Origin of the sequence: Pseudomonas fluorescens NCIMB 11764 (assembly GCF_000293885.2) — a bacterium.
Lineage (GTDB): Bacteria > Pseudomonadota > Gammaproteobacteria > Pseudomonadales > Pseudomonadaceae > Aquipseudomonas > Aquipseudomonas fluorescens_B.
Map to the genome: position 1 here is coordinate 6,723,024 of NZ_CP010945.1, position 20,867 is coordinate 6,743,890.

At 57.8% G+C, this 20,867-nt stretch carries 20 protein-coding genes; 12 read left to right on the plus strand and 8 right to left on the minus strand.

Going from position 1 to position 20,867, the window contains the following annotated elements; translation table 11 throughout:
* Positions 1–138: 138 nt before the first annotated feature.
* A complete protein-coding gene (locus B723_RS30535; protein ID WP_017340566.1) occupies positions 139–765 on the plus strand; it encodes a hypothetical protein in 627 nt (208 codons plus the stop codon).
* Positions 766–915: 150 nt separating this feature from the next.
* Here the strand turns inward: B723_RS30535 and B723_RS30540 are convergent, their stop codons facing one another.
* Complete coding sequence (locus tag B723_RS30540) at positions 916–2,133, minus strand: argininosuccinate synthase (protein WP_007898502.1); 1,218 nt, start codon at positions 2,131–2,133, stop codon at positions 916–918.
* A gap of 129 nt (positions 2,134–2,262) precedes the next feature.
* A complete protein-coding gene (locus B723_RS30545; RefSeq protein ID WP_017340567.1) occupies positions 2,263–3,171 on the minus strand; it encodes a flagellar protein MotY in 909 nt (302 codons plus the stop codon).
* A 159-nt stretch (positions 3,172–3,330) separates the two neighbouring features.
* Here B723_RS30545 and pyrC point away from each other — a divergent pair, with 159 nt between their 5' ends.
* On the plus strand, positions 3,331–4,377 hold the full coding sequence (pyrC, locus tag B723_RS30550; protein WP_017340568.1) for a dihydroorotase: 1,047 nt from the start codon (positions 3,331–3,333) through the stop codon (positions 4,375–4,377).
* The gene (rnt, locus tag B723_RS30555; RefSeq protein ID WP_017340569.1) at positions 4,374–5,051 is read left to right on the plus strand and encodes a ribonuclease T; all 678 of its coding nucleotides are present in this window, start codon (positions 4,374–4,376) and stop codon (positions 5,049–5,051) included. The genes pyrC and rnt overlap by 4 nt, the downstream gene beginning before the upstream one ends.
* A gap of 134 nt (positions 5,052–5,185) precedes the next feature.
* Here the strand turns inward: rnt and B723_RS30560 are convergent, their stop codons facing one another.
* Positions 5,186–5,788 carry a peroxiredoxin gene (locus B723_RS30560; RefSeq protein WP_017340570.1) on the minus strand — a complete coding sequence of 201 codons (603 nt, stop codon included), beginning with the start codon at positions 5,786–5,788 and terminating at the stop codon, positions 5,186–5,188.
* Positions 5,789–6,103: 315 nt separating this feature from the next.
* On the opposite strand from B723_RS30560, the gene B723_RS32685 reads away from it, so the two are divergent.
* Both B723_RS32685 and bfr read left to right on the plus strand, forming a co-directional pair.
* The gene (locus B723_RS32685; RefSeq protein ID WP_008032160.1) at positions 6,104–6,322 is read left to right on the plus strand and encodes a bacterioferritin-associated ferredoxin; all 219 of its coding nucleotides are present in this window, start codon (positions 6,104–6,106) and stop codon (positions 6,320–6,322) included.
* A gap of 199 nt (positions 6,323–6,521) precedes the next feature.
* A complete protein-coding gene (gene bfr / locus B723_RS30570) occupies positions 6,522–6,995 on the plus strand; it encodes a bacterioferritin (RefSeq protein ID WP_017340571.1) in 474 nt (157 codons plus the stop codon).
* Positions 6,996–7,129: 134 nt separating this feature from the next.
* Here the strand turns inward: bfr and grxD are convergent, their stop codons facing one another.
* From grxD to B723_RS30585, 3 genes are all read right to left on the minus strand, one after another.
* Positions 7,130–7,471, minus strand: coding sequence for a Grx4 family monothiol glutaredoxin (gene grxD / locus B723_RS30575; RefSeq protein WP_016773402.1), 342 nt, complete (start codon positions 7,469–7,471; stop codon positions 7,130–7,132).
* Positions 7,472–7,568: 97 nt separating this feature from the next.
* Positions 7,569–9,674 (minus strand): molybdopterin oxidoreductase family protein, encoded by a 2,106-nt coding sequence (locus tag B723_RS30580; protein WP_017340572.1) that lies wholly within the window; start codon positions 9,672–9,674, stop codon positions 7,569–7,571.
* Positions 9,675–9,808: 134 nt separating this feature from the next.
* Entirely contained in the window at positions 9,809–10,099 is a 291-nt protein-coding gene (locus B723_RS30585; protein ID WP_017340573.1) for a hypothetical protein, read from the minus strand.
* 405 nt (positions 10,100–10,504) lie between these two features.
* Here B723_RS30585 and argF point away from each other — a divergent pair, with 405 nt between their 5' ends.
* Both argF and B723_RS30595 read left to right on the plus strand, forming a co-directional pair.
* Positions 10,505–11,425, plus strand: coding sequence for an ornithine carbamoyltransferase (gene argF / locus B723_RS30590; protein ID WP_031319095.1), 921 nt, complete (start codon positions 10,505–10,507; stop codon positions 11,423–11,425).
* Positions 11,422–12,531 carry an ABC transporter ATP-binding protein gene (locus B723_RS30595; RefSeq protein WP_017340575.1) on the plus strand — a complete coding sequence of 370 codons (1,110 nt, stop codon included), beginning with the start codon at positions 11,422–11,424 and terminating at the stop codon, positions 12,529–12,531. Before argF ends, B723_RS30595 begins: the two co-directional genes overlap by 4 nt.
* 97 nt (positions 12,532–12,628) lie before the next feature.
* On the opposite strand, the gene B723_RS30600 is transcribed toward B723_RS30595, so the two are convergent.
* A complete protein-coding gene (locus tag B723_RS30600) occupies positions 12,629–13,411 on the minus strand; it encodes a PhzF family phenazine biosynthesis protein (protein WP_017340576.1) in 783 nt (260 codons plus the stop codon).
* Between the two features lie 15 nt (positions 13,412–13,426).
* On the minus strand, positions 13,427–13,897 hold the full coding sequence (ybaK, locus tag B723_RS30605) for a Cys-tRNA(Pro) deacylase (protein ID WP_007971306.1): 471 nt from the start codon (positions 13,895–13,897) through the stop codon (positions 13,427–13,429).
* Positions 13,898–14,266: 369 nt separating this feature from the next.
* Here ybaK and B723_RS30610 point away from each other — a divergent pair, with 369 nt between their 5' ends.
* The 5 genes from B723_RS30610 to B723_RS30630 all read left to right on the plus strand — a co-directional run bounded on the left by B723_RS30610 (position 14,267) and on the right by B723_RS30630 (position 20,688).
* On the plus strand, positions 14,267–15,118 hold the full coding sequence (locus B723_RS30610; RefSeq protein ID WP_017340577.1) for an MIP/aquaporin family protein: 852 nt from the start codon (positions 14,267–14,269) through the stop codon (positions 15,116–15,118).
* A gap of 75 nt (positions 15,119–15,193) precedes the next feature.
* A complete protein-coding gene (gene glpK, locus B723_RS30615; protein WP_017340578.1) occupies positions 15,194–16,699 on the plus strand; it encodes a glycerol kinase GlpK in 1,506 nt (501 codons plus the stop codon).
* Between the two features lie 95 nt (positions 16,700–16,794).
* Complete coding sequence (locus B723_RS30620) at positions 16,795–17,550, plus strand: DeoR/GlpR family transcriptional regulator (RefSeq protein WP_017340579.1); 756 nt, start codon at positions 16,795–16,797, stop codon at positions 17,548–17,550.
* Between the two features lie 328 nt (positions 17,551–17,878).
* The gene (glpD, locus tag B723_RS30625; RefSeq protein WP_017340580.1) at positions 17,879–19,417 is read left to right on the plus strand and encodes a glycerol-3-phosphate dehydrogenase; all 1,539 of its coding nucleotides are present in this window, start codon (positions 17,879–17,881) and stop codon (positions 19,415–19,417) included.
* 356 nt (positions 19,418–19,773) lie between these two features.
* On the plus strand, positions 19,774–20,688 hold the full coding sequence (locus B723_RS30630; protein WP_031319096.1) for a glutamate/aspartate ABC transporter substrate-binding protein: 915 nt from the start codon (positions 19,774–19,776) through the stop codon (positions 20,686–20,688).
* Positions 20,689–20,867 lie beyond the last annotated feature (179 nt).

Genomic DNA, 20,867 nt, shown 5'->3' on the forward strand with positions numbered 1-20,867 from the left:
AATCTTACAGTCCACAACAACTTAACCGAAATAAAACAGACATAGGCCAACAATAAATTCACAGCTAATATAAAAACTGCAAAACAACTATCAGCCATTAACCAATAGAGAAAAGACAAACCTATATGAGTACGAAACATGACAAAACCCAAACAAAGAATCACCACCCCCATGACAGTCATCGCCATATTCGCAACACTGTCTGAAACGTCGGCAGCCGTCTCCCTGCCTTTCCTCGATAACAAGGAAAGAGAACTCTACATCTGGTTTTTGATCAGCTTTCCGTTTTATTTGCTTCTACTGTTCTTCGCCACACTTAACTTCAATTATCGATCGCTCTATGCGCCGTCCGATTTTGAGAAAGGAAAACACTTCATAAAAGTCATGGACAATGCCGAGCGTCCGGATATTGCTCAAGGCACGCCAGGCGAGAACAGAGGGCGAGAAAGTCTATCGGTCCAGCATCACATCGAATTGCCGGAGAAATTGAAGGACCTGCACATCATTGATGCAAGATGGATGAACAGAAAATTCGAATTCCGCGAGCTTCTGGAAAGGATTCGATTGCCCAAGGGCGATTCGGCGCAAGTGGTCGTGTTTCTCACCAGTGCCGAGTCAGAGAATCTGCTGAAAGAAAACGCGCTCAAATTTTTCAGACACGTAAAGAAACGCAACGGTGCACCGTTTTGCATTGCTTACAACGTGAGCTCACGCCATGTGACGGTCATTGATCAACTCGCCAGACTGACCCACAGCGGTCAGTAGCGTTTACGATCGAAAGGAGAGAAGCAGGCAAAAATGCCGCTTGCGAAAACAAGAAGAAAGATGAATCGCAATGTCAGAAAAAAACCCTATTCCCACATTTGTGGCCTTGTCGAAAACAAGGCCACAAATTCCATCAAGGCGTCAGAAACTTCAGAAAAGCTTCCGGCCTTTGTTCGCCGCAATGCGCATGCGCAGGGCGTTTAGCTTGATGAAGCCAGCCGCATCCGCCTGATTGTAAGCGCCGCCATCTTCTTCAAATGTCGCAATGTTGGCGTCGAACAACGATTCGTCGGACTTGCGCCCCGTGACGATCACATTGCCCTTGTACAGCTTCAGGCGCACAACGCCGTTCACGTGTGCCTGGGAAGCATCGATCATCTGTTGCAGCATCAGACGCTCAGGACTCCACCAGTAACCGGTGTAGATCAGGCTGGCGTATTTAGGCATCAACTCGTCTTTGAGGTGAGCCACTTCGCGGTCCAGGGTGATCGATTCGATCGCACGGTGGGCGCGCAGCATGATGGTGCCGCCTGGGGTTTCGTAGCAGCCACGGGACTTCATGCCCACGTAACGGTTCTCGACGATGTCGAGGCGGCCGATGCCGTGTTCGCCACCGATACGGTTCAGGGTCGCCAGCACCGTAGCCGGAGTCATTTCGACGCCGTCCAGTGCAACGATGTCGCCGTTGCGATAGGTCAGTTCCAGGTATTGCGCTTTATCTGGAGCCTTCTCCGGGGAGACGGTCCATTTCCACATGTCTTCTTCGTGCTCGGTCCAGGTGTCTTCCAGCACGCCGCCTTCATAGGAGATGTGCAACAGGTTGGCATCCATCGAGTACGGGGATTTTTTCTTGCCGTGACGCTCGATCGGGATGTTGTGCTTTTCAGCGTAATCCATCAGCTTTTCACGGGACAGCAGGTCCCATTCGCGCCACGGTGCAATCACTTTTACACCTGGCTTCAAGGCGTAGGCGCCCAGTTCGAAACGAACCTGGTCGTTGCCTTTGCCGGTGGCGCCGTGGGAAATGGCGTCAGCGCCGGTTTCGTTGGCGATTTCGATCAGGCGCTTGGCGATCAACGGACGAGCGATGGAAGTACCCAGCAGGTACTCGCCTTCGTAAACGGTGTTGGCGCGGAACATCGGGAAAACGAAATCGCGCACGAATTCTTCGCGCAGATCGTCGATGTAGATCTCTTTCACGCCCATGGCCTGAGCCTTGGCACGTGCAGGTTCGACCTCTTCGCCCTGACCCAGGTCAGCGGTGAAGGTCACGACTTCACAGTTATAAGTATCCTGCAGCCACTTGAGGATCACCGAAGTGTCCAGGCCGCCGGAATACGCCAGAACGACCTTGTTTACGTCCGCCATGCCATCACTCCACGGGGTTCTACGGAAAGCCGGGAAGTCTACCGCTCATACGGAATAATTTACAGTGGCGCGACAGCTTATGACGACGAAGCGACAGATTATGTCGACCGCGCGACGATGACCGACGGGTCAGGAAGTCTTCGCCGCGCTCGCCGATGCTGTTGATTGAGGCGCCGGCGGCTCGATGGGGGCGACTCGCGCGAGGTGCACATTGACTCGACGATTCTTCGCCCGATTGGCCGCATTGGTGTTGGGTACCAATGGATAACGCTCACCATGAAAGCGCACGGTAATCTGCGATTCCTGCACACCGTTGGCCTTGAAGAACTCCATGACCGCCAGGGCCCGACGCCGCGACAGGTCTCGATTGGTCAGGCGGTTGCCGCTGTTGTCGGAGTGGCCGTCAAGCTCGATGTGATTGACCGTGGGATCGGCCTTCATGAACTCCAGCATCACCTGCAGCTGAGCCTTGGCCTGCGCGTCGAGGTCCAGGCCATCGCCGGGAAAGCCGATCTGCGTTTGCTTGATCTGCTCGAAATTCTTCGGCAGCAGTTTCGCCACGCAGCCCTGATAATCGTTGAACGCCTTGCTGAACTTGACCGGCAACAGCCGCACTTCCGAGACCCGGCCATCGCCCGAAGAATGCCGGACGACCGGGCTGCGCCCATCCATCAAGCCACTGATCAAGCGCCCGGCCTGAACCTGCGAACTGTTGAACAGCACATTGCCGCTGCCAATCCGCACGGAACCGAGATTGATGTCGCCACGCCCCGGCTGCCAGGGTGCAGCAGCCGCCAATAAGGTCGCCGAGCCGCCGCCGACCATCGAGTTATAAGCTTTCAGACGAAACGTCGCCTGCTCGCCGGCGCGACGCACGAACTCACCCGAACCGAAATCGGTGATCGGTTGAATCAGGCGGCACTCGAACTTGTCCCCTTCGACCGTCCACTCGATGCTCTCCAGACGGGTCTGGAAAGTGAGCGCCATCGCGGGAAGGCTGGCAAACACACTGAGCAAGGCTAAATAACGCTGGCGCACGGGAGGCTCCACTGGCTTCTACAACAAAAAGACCGACACACACATGTTTACGGCGTACCTGTTGGATATCGGAAGCTTCCCGCAAAACTTGATAGCGAGTGCCTGAGAGAGTCTTTTCCGGTAGCATTCCCCTGAGTTTGACCCGCCTGGAATCCCCTCATGTCCGACCGCCTGACCCTGCTGCGTCCCGACGACTGGCACATTCATCTTCGCGATGGTGCCGTGTTGACCAATACCGTTGCGGATGTCGCGCGCACCTTTGGTCGCGCCATCATTATGCCCAACCTGGTACCTCCGGTGCGCAACGCCGCTGAAGCCGACGGCTATCGCCAGCGGATTCTCGCTGCACGTCCGGCCGGCAGCCGTTTCGAACCGTTGATGGTGCTTTACCTGACCGACCGCACCCAGCCCGAAGAAATTCGTGAAGCCAAGGCCAGCGGTTTCGTGTTCGCCGCCAAGTTGTACCCGGCCGGCGCGACCACCAACTCGGATTCTGGCGTCACCAGTATCGACAAGATTTTCCCTGCGCTCGAGGCCATGGCCGAAGTCGGGATGCCTTTGTTGATTCACGGTGAAGTCACCCGTGGCGATGTCGACGTGTTCGACCGCGAAAAAATCTTCATCGATGAGCACATGCGTCGTGTGGTCGAGCGTTTCCCGACGCTCAAAGTGGTGTTCGAACACATCACCACCGCGGACGCCGTGCAGTTCGTCAACGAGGCTTCGGCCAATGTTGGCGCGACCATCACCGCGCATCACCTCTTGTACAACCGCAACCACATGCTGGTCGGCGGAATTCGGCCGCACTTCTACTGCTTGCCGATTCTCAAGCGCAACACCCACCAGGAAGCGCTGCTCGACGCCGCCACCAGCGGCAGCGACAAGTTCTTCCTCGGCACCGACTCGGCACCGCATGCCCAGCACGCCAAGGAAGCCGCTTGCGGTTGTGCCGGTTGCTACACCGCTTATGCGGCGATCGAGATGTACGCCGAAGCGTTCGAACAGCGCAATGCGCTGGACAAGCTCGAAGCCTTCGCCAGCCTTAACGGCCCGCGCTTCTATGGCCTGCCGGTGAACACCGATCGCATTACCCTGGTCCGCGACGAGTGGACCGCCCCAACCAGCCTGCCATTTGGCGAGCTGACCGTTATCCCGCTGCGCGCCGGTGAAAAACTGCGCTGGCGCCTGCTGGAGGAACACGCGTGAGTGAAGACCATTTCGATGACGAACAGGACGGTCAAGGCGGCGGAAGTGGTCCACGCCACCCGATGGCAGCTCGATTCCGTGGATACCTGCCAGTCGTTGTCGACGTTGAAACCGGTGGTTTCAACTCTGCCACTGACGCTTTGCTGGAAATAGCCGCCACCACCATCGCCATGGATGAGAAGGGCTTTGTATACCCTGATCACACCTACTTCTTCCGCGTCGAGCCGTTTGAAGGCGCCAACGTCGAAGCGGCCGCCCTGGAGTTCACCGGGATCAAACTCGATCACCCGCTGCGCATGGCAGTAAGTGAAGAAGCGGCGCTGACCGATATCTTCCGTGGTATCCGCAAGGCGTTGAAAGCCAACGGCTGCAAGCGGGCGATCCTGGTCGGGCACAACAGCAGTTTCGACCTGGGCTTCCTGAACGCAGCGGTTGCGCGCCTGGACATGAAGCGCAACCCGTTCCATCCATTCTCCAGCTTCGACACGGCAACCCTCGCCGGTCTGGCCTACGGTCAAACCGTGTTGGCGAAAGCCTGTCAGGCCGCCGACATCGACTTCGACGGTCGCGAGGCTCACTCGGCTCGCTACGACACCGAGAAGACGGCTGAGCTGTTCTGCGGCATCGTCAATCGCTGGAAGCAGATGGGCGGCTGGGAAGACTACAACGACTGATCCAACACTTGTGGCGAGGGAGCTTGCTCCCTGGCCACAGACTCAGCGTCGTGCTTGAGCGAACGGCATCGGTTTTATCCCGCCCATAAAAAAACCGGCCTCGACGGCCGGTTTTTTTATGCCTCGAACGCGCCTTACAGGGCAGCAGCGTTCTCGGTCAGGTAGGCTGCGACGCCTTCGGTCGAAGCGGTCATGCCTTTGTCGCCTTTTTTCCAGTTGGCAGGGCAGACTTCGCCGTGCTCTTCGTGGAATTGCAGAGCGTCGACCAGACGGATCAGCTCTTCCATGTTACGGCCCAGCGGCAGGTCGTTGATGATCTGCGAGCGGACAACGCCTTTGTCGTCGATCAGGAACGCGCCACGGAAAGCCACGCCGCCTTCGGACTCAACGTCGTAGGCCTTGGCAATTTCGTGCTTCATGTCGGCAGCCATGGTGTAGCGAACCTGGCCGATACCGCCATTGTTCACCGGGGTGTTGCGCCATGCGTTGTGAGTGAAGTGCGAGTCGATCGAAACGGCGATCACTTCAACATTGCGTGCCTTGAAGTCGGACATGCGGTTGTCCAGAGCGATCAGCTCGGATGGGCACACGAAGGTGAAGTCCAGTGGGTAGAAGAACACCAGGCCGTATTTGCCTTTGATGGCCGACGACAGGGTGAAGCTGTCGACGATTTCGCCATTGCCGAGTACGGCCGGTACGGTGAAGTCAGGGGCTTGCTTGCCTACGAGTACGCTCATTGAATATCTCCTGGTGTAAAAACGTGAAGTTCCGGGTTGGCGCCAGCCTGCCACCCTCAGGCGACAGCCCTGTGACACCCACCCGCTTCATAAGGACCGGCCATCATACACTGCGTTTTTGAGCTGTCCTCAACGGTTTTTCGTCAACACCTCAAATTGCTGTCTTCGCGATTACTGGCAGATTGCCCTGGGGAAAACCGTTCGTCAGCCACGCACGTTTATAACGCAAAGCTTTCAGAAACCACTTTGACAATCATTCTCGTTAACATTAAGATCCATCGCAACTGAGTCACCACCAGCGACGGTTCTTAGCTTATGTATGTCTGCCTCTGCACTGGCGTCACCGACGGACAAATCCGCGAAGCGATCTATGAAGGATGCTGCAGCTACAAGGAAGTCCGCCAGGCTACCGGCGTAGCCAGCCAATGCGGCAAATGCGCCTGCCTTGCCAAGGAAGTGGTGCGTGAAACCCTGACCAAATTGCAAACAGCCCAGGCAGCAATTCCTTTCCCTGTAGAATTTACTGCCGCATAGATACCCTATTCCAAAGAACCGGACTTCATGTCCGGTTTTTTTATGCCTGAAAATCAATTGGTTACGGGTCAGACGCGGAACACAAACATTCTTATTCCGATTAATTTTCATATAAGTTTCAATAACTTAGGTTTGACACTCTTAGTTGTGCGGCTCAGACTCCGCTTTATAGACAGCTAATACAGGGCAGGACCCCATCATGAAAGGCGACATTACAGTCATCCAGCATCTCAACAAGATCCTTGCCAATGAACTGGTCGCGATCAATCAGTATTTTCTGCATGCGCGCATGTATGAAGATTGGGGCCTGAACAAGCTCGGCAAGCACGAATACCACGAGTCCATCGACGAGATGAAACACGCGGACAAGCTGATCAAGCGCATCCTGTTCCTGGAAGGCCTGCCGAACGTGCAGGACCTGGGCAAGCTGCAGATCGGCGAGCACACCCAGGAAATGCTTGAGTGCGACCTGCGCATCGAACGTACCGGCCACGCCGACTTGAAAGTTGCGATTGCTCATTGCGAAACGGTTGGCGATTTCGGTAGCCGTGAACTGCTCGAAGACATTCTCGAATCCGAAGAAGAACATATCGACTGGCTGGAAACCCAACTGGGCCTGATCGATAAAGTCGGTCTTGAGAATTATCTGCAATCGCAGATGGGCGAAGAATAATTAGCGCCCGCTAACTCGAGACAATAAAAAGCCCCGCTCTCTTTTAAAGAGGCGGGGCTTTTTCATGCCCGGAATTTCGGCTCACCTGAATCGTGCAGGAGCTGCCCGCAGCAAGCGGGCTCCTACAAGGTGAATCAGGCTTCGGACTTGTTGGCAGCAGCCGCTTCAACAGCAGCCTTGATGGTGCTTTGCAGCGAACCGTCTGCAGCCATCTCGGTCATGATGTCGCTACCGCCGACCAGTTCACCACCAACCCACAGTTGCGGGAAAGTTGGCCAGTTGGCGTATTTTGGCAGGTTGGCGCGGATTTCCGGGTTCTGCAGGATGTCCACGTACGCAAACTTTTCACCACATGCCATCACGGCCTGCGCGGCTTTCGCAGAGAAGCCACACTGCGGGGCATTCGGCGAACCTTTCATGTAAAGCAGAATGGTGTTGTTAGCAATCTGCTCTTTAATCGTTTCGATGATATCCATGGAGCACCTCGGCTGAACTTTCCGACTCAGGGGTCGGCACGGTGGCGCATTGTAACGGAAACCCGAGCGCCATGCTCGGTCTCCCCGACAGACTCAATCAAGCCGCCGCCACGGTCACCGGCACACCGTTCAACGCCGCATTACCCGACAACTCGTCGAGCAGACATTCATCGGTCAGGTCATTGGCGCTGGAACCTGGCTGGCTGCTGGCAATCGTCAGCTGCACGCCAGGCCGCGCATGACCCCAACCGTGCGGCAGGCTGACCACGCCTTTCATCATATCCAGACTGCCCAGCACTTCCACCTCGATCATGCCGACCCGGGAACTGACCCGCACCCGCTGCCCGTCGCTGAGGCCGCGACTGGCCAGGTCGTCCGGATGCATCAGCAATTGATGGCGTGGCTTGCCCTTCACCAGTCGATGATAGTTGTGCATCCACGAGTTATTGCTGCGTACATGACGACGGCCAATCATCAGCAATTCATCGGCGGCCGGCGCTTGCAGCGCGGCGAAGCGAGCCAGGTCGGCAAGGATGGCTGCGGGGGCTGCCTGGATGCGCTGGTTAGGGGTTTTAAGGCGCGGAGCCAGGTTGGTTTTCAACGCTCCAAGATCAACACCATGCGGATGATCGAACAACGTCGCCAGGGACAACCGGTGCTCCGAGGCATCGCCATACAAGCCCATGCGCAAACCACGATCAATCATCTGTGCGGGCGGGATCGTCGGTTTAAGTTCCTTGCCGGTCTTCGCGGCAAAGGCCTTGGCCAGCCCGACAAAAATTTCCCAGTCGTGCAGTGCGCCTTCCGGTCTGGCCAGGATCGCGCGGTTGAACCGGGTGACGTTACGCACCGCGAACATGTTGAAGGTGGTGTCGTAGTGATCGTTTTCCAGGGCCGATGTCGACGGCAGGATCAGATCGGCATAGCGCGTGGTTTCGTTGATGTAGAGATCGACACTGACCATGAACTCCAACCCGTCCAGCGCCTGTTCAAGCTGTCGACCATTAGGCGTCGACAGCACCGGGTTACCGGCCACGGTGATCAGTGCGCGGACCTGCCCTTCCCCTTCGGTGAGCATCTCTTCGGCCAGCGCCGACACCGGCAACTCGCCGCCGTATTCCGGACGCCCGGAAACGCGGCTCTGCCATAAGTTGAAATGCCCGCCCGAGGTGGACGCTACCAGGTCCACTGCGGGTTCTGTGCACAACGCGCCACCCACGCGGTCGAGGTTGCCGGTGACCAGATTGATCAGTTGCACCACCCAATGGCACAACGTCCCGAACGCCTGGGTCGAGACACCCATTCGGCCGTAGCAGACGGCTGTCGGGGCCGCGGCGAAGTCCCGCGCCAGTTGGCGAATCTGCTCGGCCGGCACAGCGCACAGCGGGCTCATGGCCTCGGCAGTGAAACCCGCGACGGCGGCGCGCACTTCATCCAGACCGTCCACCGGCAGATGGCTGCCGCGGGTCAGGCCTTCGGCGAACAAGGTGTTGAGCAGCCCGAACAACAGCGCCGCATCGCCACCGGGACGCACGAACAGATGCTGATCGGCCATCGCCGCCGTTTCGCTGCGGCGCGGGTCGACCACCACCACTTTGCCACCCCGGGCCTGAATCGCCTTCAGGCGCTTTTCCACGTCCGGCACGGTCATGATGCTGCCGTTGGAGGCCAGCGGGTTACCGCCGAGGATCAACATGAAATCAGTGTGATCGATGTCCGGGATCGGCAACAGCAGACCGTGGCCGTACATCAAATGGCTGGTCAGGTGATGGGGCAACTGATCGACCGACGTCGCGGAAAACCGGTTGCGGGTTTTCAGCAGGCCGAGGAAGTAATTGCTGTGGGTCATCAGCCCGTAGTTGTGCACGCTGGGGTTGCCTTGGTACACCGCCACCGCGTTCTGCCCGTGCCGCGCCTGAATCCCGGCCAGGCGTTCGGCGACCAGGTTGAAGGCGTCTTCCCACTCGACAGGTTGCCATTCGCTGCCGACCCGCAGCATCGGCTGACGCAAGCGGTCCGGATCGTTCTGGATATCTTGCAGGGCGACAGCCTTGGGGCAGATATGCCCGCGACTGAACGTATCCTGGGCGTCGCCCTTGATCGAGGTGATCCGGAGATCGCCATCGACCTCGGTGGTCTCGATGGTCAGGCCGCAGATGGCTTCACACAGGTGGCAGGCACGGTGATGGAGAGTCTTGGTCATGGCCAGTCTCTGTTTTGTTCTGGGCGGGCAATATCGGCCGCGGGATCAAAACTATGGCCTGCACTCCGCCGCTGCGCCAGCGACGTTCATCTTGTGAATCGGCGACCATCAGGCCAGCCGATGGCCGACAGGGATCACTTGGGCAGCAGCCTCGCCGGCGCCTGCAGCTGGATCTCCTGAACGGTTTCGATCTGCTCGTGGGCGACATGCACCCCGGTGAGTTCGCCGATCAGTCGCCAGTGCTCGTCGAGACCTGCACTGATGGTGGCCATGCGATCGATCATCCGCCGTCCAGCGGCCTTGGTCACTTCGTCGTTGCTTCGCAAAAGCTCGAAGGACATCGAGGTCATGGAGGCCGTGAGATGCGTCAGTGAGCGGGCCGTGAGGCCGAGCAGTTCCATGAGTTGCTGTTCTTTCGATTCCATTCCGAAGGCTTCCTGCGTCATTCGTGACTTAGTTATAACCCAGCACATTGCATTAGCAAGTGTTTCAGACGAGGCACATTGCCATCTGACACCCTGTATACCGTACCGGAAACCGACCATCAGTAAACCATGCCCGCCCCGCTTGATTGCAAAGCCCCGCAAGCCCAGTGTACAAATGACGGGCTGCTGTCAGGAAACCGGCTTCAAATGCGCTACTGCGGTCACCCCGTAGCCCCTCTGAAATCCCCTAAACACCGTAGCCTATTGGAAAAACGCGACATTTAATGTCAAGATCGCGCCTTCCCTATTTCGTCGCCCCGTGCGGCTTACGCCGCAGGTCTCGCCCGTTTTTCAATTAAACAAGGCTTTGAGTATCTGCGGTCTGTTGCAAAAAGGTAGTCAATGATGAGCGCAAGGCACTTTCTCTCCCTGATGGATTGCACGCCCGAAGAGCTGGTCAGCGTGATCCGTCGAGGCGTTGAGCTCAAAGACCTGCGTAACCGCGGCGTACTGTTCGAGCCTCTGAAAAACCGCGTACTCGGGATGATTTTCGAGAAATCCTCGACCCGCACCCGTATCTCGTTCGAAGCCGGCATGATCCAGCTCGGCGGCCAGGCCATCTTCCTGTCGCCGCGCGACACCCAACTGGGTCGCGGCGAGCCGATCGGCGATGCCGCCATTGTCATGTCGAGCATGCTCGATGCGGTGATGATCCGTACATTTTCCCACAGCACACTGACCGAATTCGCCGCCAACTCGCGCGTCCCGCTGATCAACGGCCTGTCCGACGATTTGCACCCGTGCCAGTTACTGGCCGACATGCAAACCTTCCTCGAGCATCGCGGCTCGATCCAGGGCAAAACCGTAGCCTGGATCGGAGATGGCAACAACATGTGCAACAGCTATATAGAAGCGGCGATCCAGTTCGACTTCCAGCTGCGCATCGCATGCCCTGAAGGCTATGAACCCAACCCCGAATTCGTGGCCAAGGCCGGCGATCGGGTGACCATCGTTCGCGACCCGAAGGATGCCGTGCGTGGCGCCCACCTGGTGAGCACCGACGTCTGGACCTCCATGGGCCAGGAAGAAGAAACCGCCAAGCGCCTGAAGCTGTTCTCGCCGTTCCAGGTCAATCGCGCGCTGCTGGATCTGGCCGCCGAGGATGTGCTGTTCATGCATTGCCTGCCCGCCCACCGTGGCGAAGAGATCAGCCTCGACCTGCTCGATGACCCGCGATCCGTCGCCTGGGATCAAGCGGAAAACCGTCTCCACGCACAAAAGGCCCTGCTCGAGTTTCTCGTCGAACCGGCGTATCACCACGCATGAGCCAGCCATTACTGCTTAATCTGCGCAATCTCGCTTGCGGCTATCAAGACCAGCGCGTTGTGCAGAACCTCAACCTGCATTTGAATGCCGGCGACATCGGTTGCCTGCTCGGCTCTTCAGGCTGCGGCAAAACCACCACCCTGCGGGCGATTGCCGGTTTCGAACCGGTTCATGAAGGTGAAATCACCCTGGCAGGCGAGACAATCTCCAGCGCCGGCTTCACCCTCGCCCCGGAGAAACGCCGGATCGGCATGGTGTTCCAGGATTACGCCCTGTTTCCACATTTGAGCGTGGCCGAGAACATCGGGTTCGGGATCCGCAAGCACCCGCAGAAGGATCGCGTTATCGAAGAACTGCTGGAACTGGTCAACCTGAAAAACCTCGGCAAGCGCTTCCCGCACGAGCTATCGGGTGGCCAGCAACAGCGTGTCGCTTTGGCCCGCGCCCTGGCGCCCGAGCCGCAGTTGCTCCTGCTCGACGAACCGTTTTCTAATCTCGACGGTGAACTGCGGCGCAAGCTCAGCCACGAGGTGCGCGACATCCTCAAGGCCCGTGGCACCAGCGCAATTCTGGTGACCCACGACCAGGAAGAAGCCTTCGCGGTGAGCGATCATGTGGGGGTCTTCAAGGAAGGTCGCCTGGAACAGTGGGACACGCCCTACAACCTGTATCACGAACCGCTGACGCCCTATGTGGCCAGTTTCATTGGTCAGGGTTACTTCATTCGCGGTCAGTTGAGCAGTCCGGAATCGGTGCAGACCGAGCTGGGTGAGTTACGCGGCAATCGGGCTTACACTTGGCCGATTGGTGGCGCGGTGGATGTGCTGCTACGTCCGGACGATATCGTTTATGCACCGGACAGCGCCTTGAAGGCGCGGATTATCGGCAAGTCGTTCCAGGGTGCGTCGACGTTGTATCGGTTGCAGTTGCCAACAGGCGCGCAGCTGGAGTCGATTTTCCCGAGCCATGCTGATCATCTGGTCGGTGCAGAAGTTGGCATTCGCGTGGCGGCCGAACATCTGGTGTTGTTCCAGGCGTCCGGTAGCACGGCGGCGCAGATTCCGGCGGTAGACTCCGGCGTCCGTCGCTACAGCACTGCCAGCTGACGAAAGATCAAAAGATCAAAAGATCGCAGCCTTCGGCGGCTCCTGCAGAAACACGCGTTCCATGTAGGAGCTGCCGAAGGCTGCGATTTTTTGCTTCCTAACCCAACATCAGCGTTCCGCTCGCCACCAGCGTCGCATTCCCGCCGATCTTGACCCGATCCCCTTCTAACCGACAGAACAACTCCCCGCCGCGTTTCGAACACTGAAACGCTGTCAGACTCGACTTGCCCAAACGTTTCGACCAGTACGGAATCAGGCTGCAATGGGTGGAACCGGTCACCGGGTCTTCATTGATGCCGATCGCCGGTGCGAAGTACCGAGACACAAAATCATGCTTGCTGCCCTTGGCGGTGACGATGGCACCCGGCCACGGCAGTTTGGCCAAAGCCACCATGTCTGGCTGACAATCGAGCACCGCCTGCTCCGACTCCAGCACCACGAACAATTCATTCGAACCCAACACATCGACCACTTCGACGCCCAAGGCGCGTTCGACATCCAGTGTCACGCCCACTTCAGACGGCACGATTGCCGGGAAATCCAGCCAGAAGCGACCGCCCTCACGACTTACGCTCAACGGGCCGGATTTACAAATGAAGTCCAAGCGTTCGACCGGTTCTTTATAGATCTCGAACAACACGTAAGCGCTGGCCAGGGTGGCATGCCCACACAAAGGCACCTCGGTGGTGGGAGTGAACCAGCGGATGTGCCAGCCCAGCCCTTCACGCACCACAAAAGCAGTTTCAGCGAGGTTGTGCTCGGCCGCGATCTTCTGCATCAACTCGTCGGCGAGCCAGGCATCGAGCCGATAGACCATCGCCGGGTTGCCACTGAACGGCCGATCACTGAACGCATCGACCTGATGAAACTCAAGCTGCATAACCTTCTCCCTGATTCAGGCGCGGCCGATATCGGCGAACTTGGCCTGCGTGTGTTCGGCCAGTACTGCGGGGGCCAGTTCCACTTCCAGACCGCGCCGACCGGCACTGACAAAAATGCTGGCGAAGGGCTGGGCCGAATTGTCGATAAACGTGCGCAAGCGCTTTTTCTGCCCCAGCGGGCTGATGCCACCCAACAGATAACCCGTCGAACGTTGCGCCGCGGCCGGATCGGCCATTTCGACTTTTTTCACCCCAGCCGCATGCGCCAGGCCCTTCAAGTCGAGACTTCCGACGACCGGCACCACAGCCACCAGTAATTCCCCTTTCTCGCTGGCCGCCAGCAATGTCTTGAACACTTGCGCCGGGTCCAGGCCCAGTTTCTCCGCGGCCTCCAGCCCATAGGATGCTGCCTTCGGATCATGTTCATAACTGTGCACGCGATGTTCGGCACGAACTTTTTTCAACAAATCCAATGCGGGGGTCATGACAGCTCCAGACTGGGCGGCAGAGAAAAAATACTGCGCTGGATTCTAGGACATTGCTGCATAAAAGGCTCTATCACGGCAGCGTTTCCACAGCCTGGCGCTGGTTTTTACCGTTCGTCAGAGATCGCCTCGCCCGCCAAACAAAACGATCATTCATGTGACTAATAGTTTCAATGTGACCGGTAGTTCACTTTCGACCTTTGACAGCAGTGTTTCTTGTCTATATTTTTTCGAATCTGAATACCGTACAACGTGAAAACGCAGCAACCAGCAGTAAGCCGGGAACAGGATGGGGATCCTGCCTCGGTGAAAATCGCGCTTTGGCCATGACGAAAAAAGCGCCAGACAACAAAAACAAAGAGGTTTTCGATGACAACTGCTTTACAACAACCGTCGCTCTCCAGCCAATGCATGGCCGAGTTTCTGGGTACTGCACTGCTGATCTTTTTTGGTACCGGTTGCGTTGCCGCCCTCAAGGTCGCGGGTGCCAGCTTTGGCTTGTGGGAAATCAGCATCATCTGGGGCGTCGGCGTCAGCATGGCGATCTACTTGACCGCCGGGGTTTCCGGGGCTCACCTCAACCCTGCCGTCAGCATCGCGCTGAGCATTTTCGCCGACTTCGAAAAACGCAAACTGCCGTTTTACATTCTTGCCCAGGTGGCTGGCGCGTTCTGTGGCGCGTTGTTGGTTTACACGCTGTACAGCAATCTTTTCTTCGATTACGAACAAACCCACCATATGGTTCGTGGCACTCAAGCCAGCCTCGAACTGGCGTCGGTGTTCTCCACGTTCCCCAACCCAGCCCTGTCCACGGCCCAGGCCTTCCTGGTTGAAGTGATCATCACCGCCGTCCTGATGGGCGTGATCATGTCCCTGACCGACGACAACAACGGCCTGCCTAACGGGCCCATGGCGCCACTGCTGATCGGCCTGCTGATTGCGGTGATTGGCAGCTCGATGGGGCCGCTGACCGGCTTTGCGATGAACCCGGCGCGTGACTTCGGACCGAAACTGATGACTTTCTTTGCGGGCTGGGGTGAAATTTCCTTCACCGGTGGACGCGATATCCCGTACTTCCTGATTCCGATTTTTGCACCGATTGTCGGTGCCTGCCTCGGTGCTGCCGCGTATCGCGGGCTGATTGCCCGTCATCTGCCCAGCGCCATACCTGCTACAAAGGACGCAACACCGGCCATTGACGGCAAACCAAGAACTTCTTGATACCGTAGGCGCGCGACTCTGCCCATTTGGTCCCGCGCCTGACCTCACTCCCTTATTTCGTCCAAGGCAATCGACATGACCGACATTCAGAATAAGAACTACATCATTGCCCTCGATCAGGGTACGACCAGTTCCCGCGCGATCATTTTCGACCGCGACGCGAACGTGGTTTGCACGGCCCAGCGCGAATTCGCCCAGCATTATCCGCAAGCCGGTTGGGTCGAACACGACCCGATGGAAATCTTCGCCACCCAAAGCGCCGTGATGGTCGAGGCCCTGGCGCAAGCCGGCCTGCATCACGACCAGGTCGCGGCGATCGGTATCACCAACCAGCGTGAAACCACCGTGGTCTGGGACAAGACCACCGGCCGCCCGATCTACAACGCGATCGTCTGGCAGTGCCGGCGCAGCACCGAGATCTGCCAGCAACTCAAGCGTGACGGCCACGAGCAATACATCAGCGAAACCACCGGTCTGGTCACCGACCCGTACTTCTCCGGCACCAAACTCAAGTGGATCCTCGACAACGTCGAAGGCAGCCGTGAACGTGCGCGCAAGGGCGAGTTGCTGTTCGGCACCGTCGACAGCTGGCTGATCTGGAAATTTACCGGCGGCAAAGTGCACGTCACCGACTACACCAACGCCTCACGCACCATGCTCTTCAACATCCACACCCTGGAGTGGGATGCGAAGATGCTGGAGGTGCTGGATATTCCGCGCGAAATGCTGCCGGAAGTTAAGTCCTCGTCGGAAATCTACGGCCACACCAAAAGCGGCATCGCCATCGGCGGTATCGCGGGCGACCAGCAGGCCGCCCTCTTCGGCCAGATGTGCGTTGAGCCAGGCCAGGCGAAAAACACCTACGGCACCGGTTGCTTCCTGCTGATGAACACTGGCGACAAAGCCGTGAAATCCAAGCACGGCATGCTGACCACTATCGCCTGCGGTCCGCGTGGCGAAGTGGCCTACGCACTGGAAGGCGCTGTCTTCAACGGTGGCTCAACCGTTCAGTGGCTGCGTGATGAATTGAAAATCATCAATGACGCCCACGACACCGAATACTTCGCCAACAAGGTCAAGGACAGCAATGGCGTGTACCTGGTACCGGCCTTCACCGGTCTGGGCGCACCGTATTGGGACCCGTATGCCCGTGGCGCACTGTTCGGACTGACCCGCGGTGTACGCGTGGATCACATCATTCGCGCAGCGCTCGAGTCGATCGCCTACCAGACCCGCGACGTGCTCGACGCCATGCAACAGGATTCCGGCGAGCGCCTGAAAGCCCTGCGCGTGGATGGCGGCGCGGTGGCGAACAATTTCCTGATGCAGTTCCAGGCCGACATCCTCGGCACCCGGGTCGAGCGTCCGCAAATGCGCGAAACCACCGCGCTGGGCGCCGCTTACCTCGCCGGTCTGGCGTGTGGTTTCTGGGGCAGCCTGGAAGAGCTGCGCGGCAAGGCGGTGATCGAGCGCGAATTCGAACCGACGCTGGACGAAACCGCGAAGGAAAAACTCTACGCCGGCTGGAAAAAAGCGGTCAGCCGCACGCGTGATTGGGAACCTCATGAAGGCGCTGAATAAGCCAACGTAAGTACTCGTATCTGTATGTAACTGGTAGGGAGCAGATTCCTGCGGCATCATGGGCAAATTTTGCACGGCAGCCCAAAGGAAGCCCCATGAATCTGCCTCCCCGTCAGCAGCAAATCCTCGAACTGGTTCGCGAACGCGGCTATGTCAGCATCGAGGAAATGGCCACGCTGTTCGTCGTTACACCGCAAACCATCCGCCGCGACATCAATCAGCTCGCGGAAGCCAATTTGTTGCGTCGCTACCATGGCGGCGCGGCCTACGATTCCAGTGTCGAAAACACCGCCTACGCCATGCGCGCCGATCAGATGCGCGATGAAAAGCAGCGTATCGGCGAAGCCATTGCCGCCCAGATCCCCGATCACGCCTCGCTGTTCATCAACATCGGCACCACGACCGAATCGATTGCCCGGGCGCTGCTCAACCACAATCACCTGAAGATCATCACCAATAACCTGCACGTGGCCTCGATGCTCAGCGCCAAGGACGACTTCGATGTCCTGCTGACCGGTGGCAATGTGCGGCGTGACGGGGGTGTGGTCGGTCAGGCGAGTGTCGACTTCATTAACCAGTTCAAGGTCGATTTTGCCTTGGTCGGCATCAGCGGTATCGATGAAGACGGCAGCCTGCTGGACTTCGACTACCAGGAAGTACGGGTGTCGCAAGCGATCATTGCCAATGCCCGGCAGGTGATTCTGGCGGCGGACTCCAGCAAGTTCGGGCGCAACGCCATGGTTCGCCTGGGGCCGATCAGTTTGATCGATTGCCTGGTGACGGATCAGCAGCCTGTGCCGGCGTTGGCGCAGCTGTTGAGTCAGCACAAGATTCGACTCGAAGTGGTTTAACCCCTTTCGAAAACTCCACGCTCCCCTGTGGCGAGGGAGCTTGCTCCCGTTCGGCTGCGTAGCAGGCGCAGTTCAGACAACATGCTCCTCCTGAAAAACCGCGTTCGCCGGTTCAGGCTGCTTCGCAGCCCAGCGGGAGCAAGCCCCTCGCCACAAAAGCCTCCAACAGCATCATTAATGTTCGGAAATTTTCCTTTGACGGCCCGTCGATCAGTATTTTCAATCGAAGTTGACTGGCTGTGTGCGTCTTTATGGGCTACCATTTTCGCAAATGAACATTTATGTTCGAAATCCAATACCGAAAATCATAAAAGCCCGAGGCCAGCCGATGCCCACTTCTACCTTGCCTACGCCCCCTCTCGCTGAGGTCTACGACATTGCCGTCATCGGTGGCGGGATCAATGGCGTGGGGATCGCAGCGGATGCCGCCGGCCGCGGTCTTTCGGTGTTCCTTTGCGAAAAGGATGATCTTGCCAGCCACACCTCGTCGGCCAGCAGCAAACTGATCCACGGTGGCCTGCGCTACCTCGAACATTACGAATTCCGCCTGGTGCGTGAAGCCCTCGCGGAGCGCGAAGTGTTGTTGGCCAAGGCGCCACACATCGTCAAGCAAATGCGTTTCGTGCTGCCGCACCGTCCGCACCTGCGTCCGGCGTGGATGATCCGCGCCGGTCTGTTCCTTTATGACAACCTGGGCAAACGGGAAAAACTGGAAGGTTCGAAAAGCCTGAAGTTCGGCCCGGACAGCCCGCTGAAAAGCGAAATCACCAAAGGCTTCGAGTATTCCGATTGCTGGGTCGACGATGCTCGCCTGGTGGTCTTGAACGCCATGGCCGCCCGCGAAAACGGCGCCCACGTTCACACTCAGACCCGCTGTGTCAGCGCTCGTCGCACCAAAGGCTTGTGGCATTTGCACCTGGAGCGCGCCGACGGCAGCCTGTTTTCGATCCGCGCCAAGGCGCTGGTGAATGCGGCAGGCCCGTGGGTCGCCAAGTTCATTCGTGACGACCTGAAAATGGAATCGCCCTATGGCATCCGCCTCATCCAGGGCAGCCACCTGATCGTGCCGAAGCTGTACGAAGGCGAACACGCGCATATTCTGCAAAACGAAGATCAGCGCATCGTGTTCACCATCCCGTACCTGAACCACTTCACCCTGATCGGCACCACCGACCGCGAATACACCGGCGATCCGGCGAAGGTCGCAATCACCGAAGGTGAAACCGATTACCTGTTGAAAGTGGTCAACGCTCACTTCAAAAAGCAGATCAGCCGCGACGACATCCTGCACAGCTATTCCGGTGTTCGTCCGCTGTGCAATGACGAATCCGACAACCCGTCGGCCGTCACCCGCGATTACACCCTGGCCTTGTCGGGCACGGGCGAAGAAGCGCCGCTACTGTCGGTGTTCGGTGGCAAGCTGACCACCTACCGCAAACTGGCCGAGTCGGCGCTGGCACAACTGGCGCCGTACTTCACCCACATCAAGCCGAGCTGGACCGCCACCGCGACCCTGCCGGGCGGCGAAGACATGACCACCCCGCAGGCGCTGAGCTCACGGATTCGTGACCAGTTCGACTGGGTGCCGACTGAAATATCCCGCCGCTGGGCCACGACCTACGGCAGCCGCACGTGGCGCATGCTCGAAGGCGTGCAGAGCCTCAGCGATCTGGGCGAACACATTGGTGGCGGTCTCTACACCCGCGAAATCGATTATCTGTGCAGCGAAGAGTGGGCGACCACGGCGCATGACATTCTGTGGCGCCGCAGCAAGCTAGGGTTGTTCACCACCCCGGATGAGCAACAGAAGCTCGCGGATTATCTGAGCAAGGTCGAGCAGAACCGCAGCAAGATCGAAGCGGCCTGATCTCATCCGCGCTAAACGAAAGCCCCTGAATCTCGCGATTCAGGGGCTTTTTTGCATTCATGTCGCTCCCTCGCTCCCGCAGAGAATATGCAGGCACAAGATTTCGTTCGGTTTTCCGAACGCGACTTGTCGGTCTATTCGGTTAACCGGATTCTCTAACCCAAAATGACACGCCATGAATATTTAATATCGTTATAAATCAATGAATTAATCTTAACCACCTGGCCTGGCACGAGTCATGCTCTACACTTTTGGACGAATGCTTGTTGCGCGGTCCTTAGAAGCCGACGGACATTCGAAGCACAAAAGGGCCGATGAACTGGCTCCATAAAAAAAACAATGTCGAGGAAAATTTGATGCGCATCGTTCCCCATATCCTGGGCGCAGCCATTGCTGCCGCTCTGATTACCACTCCAGTTTTCGCTGCCGAACTCACCGGCACACTGAAGAAGATCAAAGAGTCCGGCACCATCACCCTCGGGCATCGTGACGCTTCCATTCCGTTTTCCTATATCGCGGACGCTTCCGGCAAACCGGTTGGCTACTCCCACGATATCCAGCTGAAAATTGTTGAAGCGATCAAGAAAGACCTGGACCTGCCTAACCTTCAGGTCAAATACAACCTGGTGACCTCGCAAACCCGTATTCCGCTGGTGCAGAACGGCACCGTGGACCTGGAATGCGGTTCCACCACCAACAACGTCGAGCGTCAGCAGCAAGTTGACTTCTCCGTCGGCATCTTCGAAATCGGCACCAAGCTGCTGGCCAAGAAGGATTCGCCGTACAAAGACTTCGCCGATCTGAAAGGCAAGAACGTAGTGACCACAGCGGGCACCACGTCCGAGCGTATTCTGAAATCGATGAACGCCGACAAGCAGATGGGCATGAATGTCATCTCCGCCAAGGACCACGGCGAATCCTTCCAGATGCTGGAATCGGGTCGTGCCGTTGCGTTCATGATGGACGACGCACTGCTGGCCGGTGAAATGGCCAAGGCCAAGAAGCCGACTGACTGGGCTGTGACGGGCACTGCACAATCCTACGAAATCTACGGCTGCATGGTCCGCAAGGGCGACGAGCCGTTCAAGAAGGCTGTAGACGACGCCATTGTGGCGACCTACAAATCCGGCGAGATCAACAAGATCTACGAAAAATGGTTCATGCAGCCAATCCCGCCTAAAGGCCTGAACCTGATGTTCCCGATGAGCGACGAGCTCAAGGCCCTGATCGCCAATCCGACCGATAAAGCGGCTGACGACAAGAAATCCTGATTTCTGACTAACCTTACCTCCTGAGAGGGCTACTACTCTTTCAGGAGGTTGTCACTCCCTGCTGGCATTTCTGGAAACACTCGAACAGGCGGCTGTCGAGCCGATCGCGTGTGCCTGACTCTCAAGTCGGGCGGGAACGGAGCTTCCCCAGGCGGGCACTAGTACATCGATCGAATCCG

Excerpts from the sequence above, each read along its gene's own strand:
- glpK (WP_017340578.1), top strand. The coding sequence starts at position 15,194 with ATGACCGACATTCAGAATAAGAACTACATCATTGCCCTCGATCAGGGT.
- B723_RS30535 (WP_017340566.1), top strand. The coding sequence starts at position 139 with ATGACAAAACCCAAACAAAGAATCACCACCCCCATGACAGTCATCGCC.
- pyrC (WP_017340568.1), top strand. The coding sequence starts at position 3,331 with ATGTCCGACCGCCTGACCCTGCTGCGTCCCGACGACTGGCACATTCAT.
- B723_RS32685 (WP_008032160.1), top strand. The coding sequence starts at position 6,104 with ATGTATGTCTGCCTCTGCACTGGCGTCACCGACGGACAAATCCGCGAA.
- B723_RS30580 (WP_017340572.1), bottom strand. The coding sequence starts at position 9,674 with ATGACCAAGACTCTCCATCACCGTGCCTGCCACCTGTGTGAAGCCATC.
- ybaK (WP_007971306.1), bottom strand. The coding sequence starts at position 13,897 with ATGACCCCCGCATTGGATTTGTTGAAAAAAGTTCGTGCCGAACATCGC.
- B723_RS30630 (WP_031319096.1), top strand. The coding sequence starts at position 19,774 with ATGCGCATCGTTCCCCATATCCTGGGCGCAGCCATTGCTGCCGCTCTG.
- B723_RS30560 (WP_017340570.1), bottom strand. The coding sequence starts at position 5,788 with ATGAGCGTACTCGTAGGCAAGCAAGCCCCTGACTTCACCGTACCGGCC.
- B723_RS30600 (WP_017340576.1), bottom strand. The coding sequence starts at position 13,411 with ATGCAGCTTGAGTTTCATCAGGTCGATGCGTTCAGTGATCGGCCGTTC.
- glpD (WP_017340580.1), top strand. The coding sequence starts at position 17,879 with ATGCCCACTTCTACCTTGCCTACGCCCCCTCTCGCTGAGGTCTACGAC.
- B723_RS30610 (WP_017340577.1), top strand. The coding sequence starts at position 14,267 with ATGACAACTGCTTTACAACAACCGTCGCTCTCCAGCCAATGCATGGCC.
- B723_RS30585 (WP_017340573.1), bottom strand. The coding sequence starts at position 10,099 with ATGGAATCGAAAGAACAGCAACTCATGGAACTGCTCGGCCTCACGGCC.
- B723_RS30620 (WP_017340579.1), top strand. The coding sequence starts at position 16,795 with ATGAATCTGCCTCCCCGTCAGCAGCAAATCCTCGAACTGGTTCGCGAA.
- B723_RS30595 (WP_017340575.1), top strand. The coding sequence starts at position 11,422 with ATGAGCCAGCCATTACTGCTTAATCTGCGCAATCTCGCTTGCGGCTAT.
- grxD (WP_016773402.1), bottom strand. The coding sequence starts at position 7,471 with ATGGATATCATCGAAACGATTAAAGAGCAGATTGCTAACAACACCATT.
- bfr (WP_017340571.1), top strand. The coding sequence starts at position 6,522 with ATGAAAGGCGACATTACAGTCATCCAGCATCTCAACAAGATCCTTGCC.
- B723_RS30540 (WP_007898502.1), bottom strand. The coding sequence starts at position 2,133 with ATGGCGGACGTAAACAAGGTCGTTCTGGCGTATTCCGGCGGCCTGGAC.
- argF (WP_031319095.1), top strand. The coding sequence starts at position 10,505 with ATGAGCGCAAGGCACTTTCTCTCCCTGATGGATTGCACGCCCGAAGAG.